Genomic DNA, 10,987 nt, shown 5'->3' on the forward strand with positions numbered 1-10,987 from the left:
GTTGGCGCCGCGCGGCTTGCTCGCTGCTCGCTCCTCTCCGGGAACGCCCCCCATCGGATTCAAAGGAGATTCCAGATGGTGATCCGCGCACGCGCCCTGCGCCTGGCAGCCGCCACTCTCGCTGCCGCAGGTACCGCCACCCTCGGCCTGGCCGCCGCACCCGCCCAGGCGACCGGCGCCGACCCGCTCGACTACGTCGCCCTCGGCGACAGCTTCAGCGCCGGCTCCGGCGTCCTGCCCCTCGACGTGACCGCGCCCCTCCTCTGCGCGCGCTCGACCGCCAACTACCCGCACGTCGTGGCCAAGCGGACCGGCGCCAAGCTCACCGACGTGACCTGCGGCGGAGCCCAGACCAAGGACTTTGCGGGATCGCAGTACCCCGGCGTCGCACCGCAGCTCGACGCGGTCAAGGCCGACACCGATGTCGTGACGCTGACCATCGGCGGCAACGACAACAACACCTTCATCAGCGCGATCCTCGCCTGCGGCTCCGCCGGGGTGCTCTCCGGCGGCAAGGGCAGCCCCTGCAAGGACGCCAACGGCGACAAGTTCACCGAGCAGATCGACGCCAGCACCTACCCGGCGCTGAAGACCGCCCTGCGGGCGGTCAAGGCCAAGGCCCCGAACGCGCGCATCGGCGTGCTCGGCTACCCGTGGATCGTGCCGGAGAAGTCCGTACCCGGCTGCTTCGCCAAGATGCCGATCGCCACCGGGGACGTCCCCTACCTGCGGGATCTCCAGGCCCACCTGAACAAGGCCGTGCAGCGCGCCGCGACCGAGACGGGGGCCACGTTCGTCGACATGGCCGCCGCCTCCGACGGGCACGACGCCTGCAAGCCGCTGGGCACGCGCTGGATCGAGCCGGTGCTGTTCGGCACCAACTTCGTGCCGGTGCACCCGAACGCCCTCGGCGAGTCCAGGATGGCCGACCAGGCCATCGGCGTGCTGAAGCTGGGCTGACCCACGGGTCAAGCGCTGCAACTCACCTTCCCCGTACGGTAGTTGCATGACCGCGCCACAGGACGTCGACTTCTGGTTCGATCCCGTCTGCCCCTACACCTGGCTGACCTCCCGGTGGATCCGGGAGGTCGAGCGGGTGCGGGACGTCCGCGTGCGCTGGCGGGTGATGAGCCTCTCGGTGCTCAACGAACACCTCGACGTCGACCCCGAGGACCCCGAGGGGCAGTGGGGCGACTACATGCGGGGGCCGGGCAGGGTCTGCGCGGCGGTGGCCGCGCGGCACGGGAGCGAGGCGCTGGGCCGGTATCTCGACGCGCTCGGGGTGCGGCTGCACGAACGGGACGAGTGGGACGGCGTCGAGCCCGCACTCGCCGACGCCGGTCTGCCCACGCAACTCGCGGCGGTGGCCTGGACGGAGGAGTACGACGCAGCCGTGCGGGCCTCGCACGAGCAGGGCATCGCACTGGCCGGCCCCGACGTGGGGACGCCGGTCCTGTCCGTCCACGGCGTGGGCGCCGTCTTCGGCCCGGTCGTCTCGCCCGCGCCGAAGGGCGAGGCGGCGGGACGGCTGTGGGACGGGGTGGTGCTGATGGCGGGCGTGCAGAGCTTCTGCGAGCTGAAGCGGGCGTACGGCGCACTCGACTTCGGCTGATTTCCGGGCACTTGGCACTTCGGCTGATTTCCGGACCGGCCGCCGGGTCTCAAGTCCCGTCCCACGCTTACCTTTTCGTAAGTACCTGACTAATTAGTCCGTACTTGTGAGGAGGCGGGCGCTCGCCAAGCATGGTCGACATGACGAATCAGCAGCACAAGACCTCAGTGACCGTTCTCGGCCTCGGCGCCATGGGCCAGGCCCTCGCCGGCGCCTTCCTGGGGGCCGGGCACCCCACCACCGTCTGGAACCGCACGCCCGGCAAGGGCGATGACCTGGTCGCCAGGGGGGCCACGCGTACCGCGACCGCGGCCGAGGCCGTCCGCGCCTCGGATGTGGTGGTCGTCTGCCTCTACGACTACGCCGTCTCGCAGGCCGTGCTCGACCCGCTCGCCGCCGACCTGTCGGGGCGCGCCCTGGTCAACCTCACCTCGGACACCCCGGAGCGCTCGCGTGAGGCGGCGGCCTGGGCCGCCGGGCACGGCATCGACTATCTGGACGGCGCCATCCTCGTGCCGGTGACAGTGATCGGCACCGCCGACGCGCTGCTGTTCCACAGCGGCCCGAGGCCGGTGTTCGAGCGGCACGAGAGCACCCTCAGGGTGCTCGGCGGCAACACCGTGTACCTCGGTGAGGACCACGGACTCGCCGCCGTCTACGACAACGCCCTGCTCGACTTCTTCTGGACCAGCATGTCCGGCCTCGTGCACGCCTTCGCGCTGGCCGGGGCGGACGGCGTGAAGGGCGCGGAGCTTGCCCCCTACATGAGCGCCCTGCTCTCCATCTTCCCGGAGGCCGTCGAGTCGACGGCGGTCGAGGTCGACTCCGGCGTGTACCCGGGCGAGCAGGCCCCGCTGGTCACGGAGGCCGCCAACGTCGATCACATCATCCACGCCTCCGAGCACCGGGGCCTGGACGTCGGCGCCCTGAGCGGCATCAAGGCGGTCCTCGACCGGGCCATCGCCAAGGGGCACGGCGCCGACGGCTGGACGGCCACCATCGAGGCCGTACGCGGCGCACGCTGAAGCGGCGTACGGTGAAAGTGACCGCCGTCACAGAGTGGGAGCCGTGCGATGACCGGTGAACCGAGTTTCTTCGAGATCGGCGTCGAGGACCCGGAGCGCGGGCGGGCCTTCTACGGGGAACTGCTCGGCTGGACCTTCGAACCGGGACCGTCGGGGCAGGGATACGTGATCGGGACCCCGGGCGTGCCCGGCGGCCTGCACGGCGGTGACGCGGGGGCCGCGCCCTATCTCTTCTTCCGGGTGGACGACCTGGAGACGGCCCTGGCCGCGGTCATCAGACTGGGCGGGACCGTCGAGGCGCCCCTCGGCGGCGAGAGCGAGGAGTCGGACGCCACCTTCGGTCGGTTCCGCCTCTGCAAGGACGACCAGGGCTCGCCCTTCGGCCTCCACCAGCCGCCGGGGAGTCCCTGAATCGGGCTGGCCTTGACGCCTGCGTCAAGGATTACCGTCGTACGCATGCGCATCGGCGAACTTGCGGAGCGGGCCGGCACCACCACGCGGACGCTTCGGTACTACGAGTCACGGGGGCTGCTGCCCGCTCGTCGCAGTGGCAACGGCTACCGCACCTACGACGAGGACGACGTGCGTCTCCTCGAGCAGATCAGGACCCTGCAGGACTTCGGGTTCGATCTGGAGGAGACGCGGCCGTTCGTGGAGTGTCTGCGCTCGGGGCATCCGGCGGGCGACTCCTGCCCTGCCTCACTCGACGTGTACCGCCGCAAGCTCGGTGAACTCGACGCACTGATCGGTGAGTTGACGGCCGTGCGCGAACAGGTCGGGGCGCAGCTGGTGCGCGCCGAGGCGGCGATCCCGGATGGCCCGGAGCCCCGGTGTGGGCTGACGGGCTGAGGGGGAGGGAGGAGCACGGCATGGCGATGGTCAAGGCGGACGGCGTGGCCGAGGTGACGGACGCGGACTTCGAGGGGGAGGTGCTCAAGGCGGAGCTGCCGGTGCTCGTGGAGTTCGGGGCCCAGTGGTGCGGGCCGTGCCGGCAGCTCGCGCCGGTGCTGAGCGAGATCTCGCGCGAGGAGGCGGACCGGCTGAAGATCGTGCAGCTGGACGTGGACCACAACCCGGAGACGGCGATGGCGTACGGGATTCTCTCGGTGCCGTCCCTGCTGGTCTTCCGGGGCGGTGAGCCGGTGAAGTCCATGGTGGGCGCGCGCCCCAAGCGCAAACTCCTTGCCGAGCTCGCGGAGGCCGAGGTGCTCTGAGCACATGCAGAAAGAGAAATACCCCGGACGAATTGACGTCCGGGGTATTTCTTCGCGTATATTAGATCCTTTCGCGACCTCATACCCATCTGGGCATACCGATATCGCGAGAATCTGTATAAGAGCACTGTAACTGGCGAGGGGCTGAATTGTCAACCGAGGAATTGCGGGAAGAGCAGCAATTCGTCTCCGGGCTGTACGCGCGCCTCGACGCGCTGCGCGAGGAGGCACAAGCCGCCGTGCGGGCGTCGTTGACGCAGGTCGGCAACGGTCTGCAGGCCAGGCTTGAGCGTGACGTCCTGGTGGCCGAGCGGTCCGGACTGCTGGCCGCCTTCGACGCGGGAGAGAACGGCCTCTGCTTCGGCAGGCTCGAATTCCGCGACGGCCGTGATCACCACATCGGACGCATCGGAATCCGCGCGTCCGACACCGAACGCACCCCGCTCGTGATCGATTGGCGAGCGGACGTGGCGCGCCCCTTCTATCTCGCGACCGGTCACACCCCGATGGGTCTCCGCAGGCGCAGGCACATCACGACCGAGGGCCGCGACGTCACGGCCCTGCACGACGAGATCCTCGACCTCGGCGACACCACACGCACCGGGCACGAGGGTGCGGACGCCGACGAGGTGCTGCTGGCCGCGCTCGACTCGGCCCGCACCGGGCGCATGCACGACATCGTGCAGACCATCCAGGCCGAACAGGACCGCATCATCCGGGCCCCGCACCACGGCGTACTCGTCGTCGAGGGCGGCCCCGGCACCGGCAAGACGATCGTGGCGCTGCACCGTGCCGCGTTCCTCCTCTACGCCCACCGTCAGCTGCTCGCCAAGCGCGCCGTCCTGATCGTCGGCCCGAACCCCGCCTTCCTCGGCTACATCAGCGAGGTGCTGCCCGCGCTTGGCGAGACGGGCGTCCTCCTCTCGACGGTCGGCGAGCTGTTCCCCGGAGTGAGTGCCACCGGCACCGACACCCCCGAGGCGGCCGAGGTCAAGGGCCGCGCGGAGATGGCGGACGTGCTCGCCGCCGCCGTACGCGACCGGCAGCAGACCCCGGAGCCCGGCTCCCCGGTGATCATCGAGCACGACGACGGCGACCTCGTCCTGGACTGGACGATCGCGAACGAAGCCAGGGAGGCGGCCCGCGAGGCGGACGTCCCGCACAACCTCGGCCGGCCGCACTTCGCCTTCCGCGTCATCGACATGCTCACCGAGCAGCTCGCCGAGCGGCTCGGCGCCGATCCGTACGGCGGCCCGAACTTCCTCGGCCCCGACGACATCGCCCAGCTCGGCAAGGCCATCGCCGCTAGTCCCGAAGTACACGCGGCCATCGACGCGTTGTGGCCGCAGCTCAGCCCGGAAGGCTTCCTCACGGACTTCCTCGAGGAGCCGACGCGTCTGTCGGACGAGGACGCCCGGCTGCTCCGGCGTCCGCGCGGTGCCGCCTGGACCGCCGCCGACGTCCCGCTGCTCGACGAGGCGGCCGAGCTGCTCGGCAACGACGACAGTGCGGCGAAGGCGATGGCGGAGGCCGAGCGCGCCAAGCAGATCGCCTACGCACAGGGCGTGCTCGACGTGTCGTACGCGTCCCGGACCTACGAGTTCGAGGACAAGGACGACGACGAGTCGGAGGTCCTGCTCGCGCACGACATCATCGACGCCGAGCGGATGGCCGAGCGCCAGGAGGAGGCCGACCACCGCAGCGCCGCCGAGCGCGCCGCTGCCGACCGGACCTGGGCCTTCGGGCACATCATCGTCGACGAGGCGCAGGAACTCTCCGCGATGGCCTGGCGGTTGCTGATGCGGCGCTGCCCGACCCGCTCGATGACGCTGGTCGGCGACCCCGCCCAGACGGCGGAGGCCGGCGGCTGCGGCTCCTGGGAGACGATCCTGTCGCCGTACGTCGAGGACCGCTGGGAGTACACGCGGCTCGGCGTCAACTACCGCACCCCCGTGGAGATCATGGACGTGGCCGCCGAAGTGCCCCGCGTCGAGTACCCCGACTTCGCGCCGCCGAGCTCCGTGCGGTCCACCGGGGTGCTCCCGTGGGCGCACCACACGGACGACCTCGCCACGGAGGTGGCCGCCGCGGTGGCGGCCGAGGCACGGGACGAGGGCCGCCTCGCGGTGATCGCCCCGCGCGAGCTGCATGCCCGGCTCGCCGAAAAGCTCCCCGGTGTGACGGCCGGGGAGGCCCCGGACCTGACGCGGCCGGTCGTGCTGATCGACCCGCGTCAGGCGAAGGGCCTGGAGTTCGACACGGTCCTGGTCGTGGAGCCGGGCCGCTACGGCACGAGTGACCTGTACGTGGCCCTGACCCGGGCCACGCAGCGCCTCGGCATCCTGCACGCCGAGGAGCTGCCGGTGGCGCTCAAGCAGGTCGCAGCCACACCGTGGCCAGCGGCGGCAGGGTGAGGCGCAGGGACGCCGGTCGGCCGTGCGACGCCACCGGCTCGGTCTTGACCGGGTCCGGGTTGGTGACGTCGCCGCCGCCGTAGCGTCCCGCGTCCGTGTTGAGGACCTCGTGCCAGGCGGTGTACTCGCCGGGGACGCCCAGGCGGTACTCGTGGCGCACCACGGGCGAGAAGTTGGAGACGGCCAGGAGCGGCGCCTCGTCCGTCTCCTCCTCGGCGTAGCGCAGGAACGCGAAGACGTTGTCCTCGGCGGCGTCGCCCTCGACCCAGGCGAAGCCGCCCGGATCGGTGTCGCGCTGCCAGAGCGACGGCTGGCCGCGGTAGACGGTGTTGAGGTCGCGCACGAGATCCCGTACGCCCCGATGGTCGGCCTCCGCGCCGTACGCGGGATCGAGCAGCCACCAGTCGGGTCCGTGGCCCTCCGCCCACTCGGCGCCCTGCGCGAACTCCTGGCCCATGAAGATGAGTTGCTTGCCGGGGTGGGCCCACATGAAGCCGAGGTAGGCCCGGTGGTTGGCGCGCTGCTGCCACCAGTCGCCGGGCATCTTCGACACCAGGGACCGCTTGCCGTGCACGACCTCGTCGTGCGAGATCGGCAGGACGTAGTTCTCGCTGTAGGCGTACACCATCGAGAACGTCATCTCGTTGTGGTGGAACTTGCGGTGCACGGGCTCCTTCGAGACGTAGTCGAGGGAGTCGTGCATCCACCCCATGTTCCACTTCAGGCCGAAGCCGAGCCCGCCGAAGCCGCCGGGGCCCTCGTGGTGCGTCGCGCGGGTCACGCCGTCCCACGCGGTGGACTCCTCGGCGATGGTGACGACGCCGGGCGCGCGGCGGTAGACGGTGGCGTTCATCTCCTGGAGGAAGGCCACCGCGTCCAGGTTCTCGCGTCCGCCGTGCGCGTTCGGCGTCCACTCGCCGTCCTCGCGCGAGTAGTCCAGGTACAGCATCGAGGCGACGGCGTCCACGCGCAGGCCGTCGATGTGGAACTCCTCGCACCAGTAACTGGCGTTCGCGACCAGGAAGTTGCGGACTTCCTTGCGGCCGTAGTCGAACTCCAGGGTGCCCCAGTCGGGGTGCGCGGCCCGGCCCGGGTCCTCGTGCTCGTACAGCGTCCGGCCGTCGAACTCGGCGAGCGCCCAGTCGTCGCGCGGGAAGTGCGCGGGCACCCAGTCCATCAGGACCCCGATGCCCGCCCTGTGCAGCGCGTCGACCAGGTACTTGAAGTCGTCGGGCGTGCCGAGGCGGGCCGTCGGGGCGTAGAAGCCGGTGACCTGATAGCCCCACGAGCCACCGAAGGGATGCTCGGCGACCGGCATCAGCTCGACGTGCGTGAACCCCAGATCGGCGACGTACGCGGGCAGCTGCTCGGCGAGCTGGCGGTACGTCAGGCCAGGGCGCCAGGACGCCAGATGGACCTCGTACACGGAGAAGGGCGCCTGGTGGACCGGCACCTCCGCCCGCCGCACCAGCCACTCCGTGTCGCGCCACTCGTGGTGCGACTCGTGCACGACCGAGGAGTTGGCGGGCGGTGCCTCCGTGCGGCGCGCGAGCGGGTCGGCGCGGTGCGTCTTCGTGCCGTCGGGCCGGGTGATCTCGTACTTGTAGAGCTCGCCCTCGCCCACGGACGGCACGAAGAGCTCCCAGACGCCGCTGCCGCCCAGCGAGCGCATCGGAAAACCCGTCCCGTCCCAGAAGTTGAAGCTTCCCACCACGCGCACGCCCAGGGCGTTGGGCGCCCACACCGTGAAGCGGGTGCCGGTCGCCCCCTCGTGCACCATCGGGCGTGACCCGAGCGCGTGCCACAGCTGCTCGTGGCGGCCCTCGCCGATCAGATGCAGGTCGAACTCGCCGAGCGCGGGCAGGAAGCGGTACGCGTCGTGGATCTCGAGCTCGGTGTCCTCGTACGTGATGTGGAGCCGGTAGTCGTCGGGGACCTCGCGCAGCGGGAGCACCCCGGAGAAGAAGCCGTCGCCGTCGTCCCGCAGCTCCGCCCGCAGATCCTTGGCGACGACGGCGACGGAGCGGGCGTACGGCCGCAGCGCGCGGAAGGCGATGCCCTCGCGCACCACGTGGGCGCCGAGCACTCCGTGCGGGTCGTGGTGGGTGCCGCCCAGGAGACGGGCGCGGTCCTCCTGGGGGACGGGCGACTTGGGGCGGGTGGCCTGTGGCTGTGCTGCCTGCTTCGGCGTCTTCGGCTTCCGCTTGCCCTTCTTGCTGGCCTCGTCGGACGGTTTGCGCGGCTGCGGGCGGGGGGTCACGGGGGAGCCTCCTCGGCGATGGCAGGTCAGTGGGGTTCGGTGGCGGGGCCGTTCGTGGCGAGGCGTTTGATCGCGGCAAGGGGGACGGGGAGCCAGTCGGGGCGGTGGCGGGCCTCGTAGAGCACCTCGTAGACCGCCTTGTCCGTCTCGTAGGCGCGCAGCAGCACCGGGTCCATGCGCGGATCGCGGCCGGCGACCTCCGCGTACCCCGCGCAATACGCCGCCCGGCAGTCGCCCGCCCACTCGGGGGCCCACAACTCGTGGGAGCGCGCCGCGTAGTCGAAGGACCGGAGCATGCCCGCCACGTCGCGTACGGGCGGCTGCGGCATCCTGCGTTCGGCGAGCGGGCGCGAGGGCTCACCCTCGAAGTCGATCAGTGACCACTCACCGGCAGGCGAGCGCAGGCACTGCCCCAGGTGCAGGTCACCGTGGATGCGCTGGGCCGTCCAGGTCTCCTCGCCGCGCCCCAGGTCGGCGAGCGCCTCGTAGGTGGTGTGCAGCGCGGGGGCGTACGGCTGCAGGGCGGGCACCGCCCCGGCCGCCGTGGTCAGGCGGTCGGCCATGCCGTCGGCGATCAGCTCCACCTGGGCGCGGCCCAGCGTGACCGTGGGCAGCGCGCGCGCCAGCGCCCTGTGCACCTCGGCGGTGGCCCGGCCGAGCGCCCGCGCCTCGCCGCTGAAGTCGCGCCCGGCGGCGAGCTCCCCGAGGGCCAGCTCCCAGCCGTCCACCGTGCCCTTCAGGTAGGGCTGGAGCACGCCGAGGACGCTCACGTCGTCCCCCGTGTCCGCGAGGAACCAGGCGGCGGGTGGGGGGACCTGCGCGCAGCCGTCGCGGGACAGCACCAGAGGCAGCTCCAGGTCCGGGTTGGACCCGGGCACGATGCGGCGGAACAGCTTCAGGATGTACGTGTCGCCGTACACCAGCGAGGAGTTGGACTGTTCGGCGGCGAGCACGCGCGGTGCGAGATCCGCGCCTATGTCCCTGCGCCGGTCGCGCTCGAAGCGCAGCTTGCCGACGCGTGCCTGCGTGCGCAGCGCCTCAAGGAGGAATCCGGACATCCGGGAATCGTGCAGCGCCTCGTAGACCGTGAACCCGCTGAGCGGGCCGCGCGTCACATGGCCGATCAGCGCGGGAGCGAGCCGCGGCGGCAGCTCGCGCCGCACGCCGAGCAGGAGTTGGTAGCAGTCGGCGGGCTGCGGGGGCGCGCCGCCCGCCTGTCCCGGCACCTGGGGCTGGCGGACCTGCACGATCAGGTGCAGGAGGCCCGACTCGGAGGTCGGCGGCAGCAGCTCGGTCGCCGTGACGACGGAGAACTCGGTGATGGGGCGGCCTTTGCCCGCGAACCAGCGCTGCCGTGGCAGCCACGCGCGGAGCAGCGGATCGAGCGAGGCGAGCAGCGCGTCCGCGGTGATGCCCGGGCGGGTGACGGCTTCCGACATGGCGTCGCGTCCTTTCCGCGGTGCGGACAAGGGAGAAGTGCGGGAGTGCCGGTTGTGCGGGAAGAGTTCCCGAGGCGGGGCGGTGGAAACCGCCCCGCCCGGGAGTAACAGGGCTGGAGCCTACGCCTGGTCCCTGCGCAGCCGGAACCAGTAGAAGCCATGTCCGGCCAGAGTCAGCAGATAGGGCAGTTCGCCGATGGCCGGGAAACGCACCCCACCGATCAGCTCCACCGGATGCCGGCCGTTGAAGGTCTGCAGATCCAGTTCCGTGGGCTGCGCGAACCGCGAGAAGTTGTGCACGCAAAGGACCAGATCGTCTTTGTACTCGCGCAGGAAAGCGATCACCGCCGGATTCGACGACGGAAGTTCCGTGTAGGAGCCGAGTCCGAAGGCGGGGTTCTGTTTGCGGATCTCGATCATCCTGCGGGTCCAGTGCAGGAGGGAGGAGGGCGATGACATGGAGGCTTCGACGTTGGTGACCTGGTAGCCGTAGACGGGGTCCATGATCGTGGGGAGGTAGAGGCGTCCCGGGTCGCAGGAGGAGAAGCCGGCGTTGCGGTCGGGTGTCCACTGCATCGGCGTACGCACGGCGTCGCGGTCGCCGAGCCAGATGTTGTCGCCCATGCCGATCTCGTCGCCGTAGTAGAGGATCGGGGAGCCGGGCAGGGAGAGCAGGAGTGCGGTGAAGAGTTCGATCTGGTTGCGGTCGTTGTCCAGGAGGGTGGCCAGGCGGCGGCGGATGCCGATGTTGGCGCGCATGCGCGGGTCTTTGGCATATTCCGCGTACATGTAGTCGCGTTCTTCGTCGGTGACCATTTCGAGGGTGAGCTCGTCGTGGTTGCGCAGGAAGATGCCCCATTGGCAGCCGGAGGGGATGGCGGGGGTTTTCGCGAGGATTTCGGAGACGGGGTAGCGCGATTCGCGGCGCACGGCCATGAAGATGCGGGGCATGACGGGGAAGTGGAAGGCCATGTGGCATTCGTCGCCGCCGTCTTTGAAGTCGCCGAAGTAGTCGACGACGTC

10 protein-coding genes are annotated in these 10,987 nt (G+C 70.8%); 7 read left to right on the top strand and 3 right to left on the bottom strand.

Annotated elements, in window-relative coordinates; genetic code table 11:
- Positions 1 to 81 precede the first annotated feature (81 nt).
- The 7 genes from AB0M70_RS16540 to AB0M70_RS16570 all read left to right on the top strand — a co-directional run bounded on the left by AB0M70_RS16540 (position 82) and on the right by AB0M70_RS16570 (position 6,265).
- On the top strand, positions 82 to 960 hold the full coding sequence (locus tag AB0M70_RS16540; protein WP_365820701.1) for an SGNH/GDSL hydrolase family protein: 879 nt from the start codon (positions 82 to 84) through the stop codon (positions 958 to 960).
- A gap of 46 nt (positions 961 to 1,006) precedes the next feature.
- Positions 1,007 to 1,612: a disulfide bond formation protein DsbA gene (locus AB0M70_RS16545; protein ID WP_365820657.1), complete on the top strand. Its 606-nt coding sequence runs from the start codon at positions 1,007 to 1,009 to the stop codon at positions 1,610 to 1,612.
- Between the two features lie 140 nt (positions 1,613 to 1,752).
- Positions 1,753 to 2,637, top strand: a complete 885-nt coding sequence (locus AB0M70_RS16550; protein ID WP_365820658.1) for an NAD(P)-binding domain-containing protein — start codon at positions 1,753 to 1,755, stop codon at positions 2,635 to 2,637.
- A gap of 48 nt (positions 2,638 to 2,685) precedes the next feature.
- Entirely contained in the window at positions 2,686 to 3,048 is a 363-nt protein-coding gene (locus AB0M70_RS16555; protein ID WP_365820659.1) for a VOC family protein, read from the top strand.
- Between the two features lie 45 nt (positions 3,049 to 3,093).
- Positions 3,094 to 3,486, top strand: coding sequence for a MerR family transcriptional regulator (locus tag AB0M70_RS16560; protein ID WP_363209362.1), 393 nt, complete (start codon positions 3,094 to 3,096; stop codon positions 3,484 to 3,486).
- Positions 3,487 to 3,512: 26 nt separating this feature from the next.
- Positions 3,513 to 3,851: a thioredoxin gene (trxA, locus tag AB0M70_RS16565; RefSeq protein ID WP_365820702.1), complete on the top strand. Its 339-nt coding sequence runs from the start codon at positions 3,513 to 3,515 to the stop codon at positions 3,849 to 3,851.
- 149 nt (positions 3,852 to 4,000) lie between these two features.
- Entirely contained in the window at positions 4,001 to 6,265 is a 2,265-nt protein-coding gene (locus tag AB0M70_RS16570; protein ID WP_365820660.1) for a helicase, read from the top strand.
- Here AB0M70_RS16570 and glgB read toward each other — a convergent pair.
- The 3 genes from glgB to AB0M70_RS16585 form a co-directional block, all read right to left on the bottom strand.
- Entirely contained in the window at positions 6,222 to 8,525 is a 2,304-nt protein-coding gene (gene glgB, locus AB0M70_RS16575; protein WP_365820661.1) for a 1,4-alpha-glucan branching enzyme, read from the bottom strand. The two genes, AB0M70_RS16570 and glgB, sit on opposite strands and share 44 nt — an antisense overlap.
- A gap of 26 nt (positions 8,526 to 8,551) precedes the next feature.
- Complete coding sequence (locus AB0M70_RS16580) at positions 8,552 to 9,964, bottom strand: maltokinase (protein ID WP_365820662.1); 1,413 nt, start codon at positions 9,962 to 9,964, stop codon at positions 8,552 to 8,554.
- A 120-nt stretch (positions 9,965 to 10,084) separates the two neighbouring features.
- Positions 10,085 to 10,987, bottom strand: a 903-nt coding sequence (locus tag AB0M70_RS16585; protein ID WP_365820663.1) for an alpha-glucosidase C-terminal domain-containing protein, incomplete at its 5' end; no start/stop codon positions are given.

It is taken from the genome of Streptomyces sp. NPDC051214, assembly GCF_040682375.1.
Lineage (GTDB): Bacteria > Actinomycetota > Actinomycetes > Streptomycetales > Streptomycetaceae > Streptomyces.

Coding starts and splice junctions, on each gene's coding strand:
- AB0M70_RS16580 (WP_365820662.1), bottom strand. CDS start 9,964: ATGTCGGAAGCCGTCACCCGCCCGGGCATCACCGCGGACGCGCTGCTC.
- trxA (WP_365820702.1), top strand. CDS start 3,513: ATGGTCAAGGCGGACGGCGTGGCCGAGGTGACGGACGCGGACTTCGAG.
- AB0M70_RS16545 (WP_365820657.1), top strand. CDS start 1,007: ATGACCGCGCCACAGGACGTCGACTTCTGGTTCGATCCCGTCTGCCCC.
- AB0M70_RS16560 (WP_363209362.1), top strand. CDS start 3,094: ATGCGCATCGGCGAACTTGCGGAGCGGGCCGGCACCACCACGCGGACG.
- AB0M70_RS16550 (WP_365820658.1), top strand. CDS start 1,753: ATGACGAATCAGCAGCACAAGACCTCAGTGACCGTTCTCGGCCTCGGC.
- AB0M70_RS16555 (WP_365820659.1), top strand. CDS start 2,686: ATGACCGGTGAACCGAGTTTCTTCGAGATCGGCGTCGAGGACCCGGAG.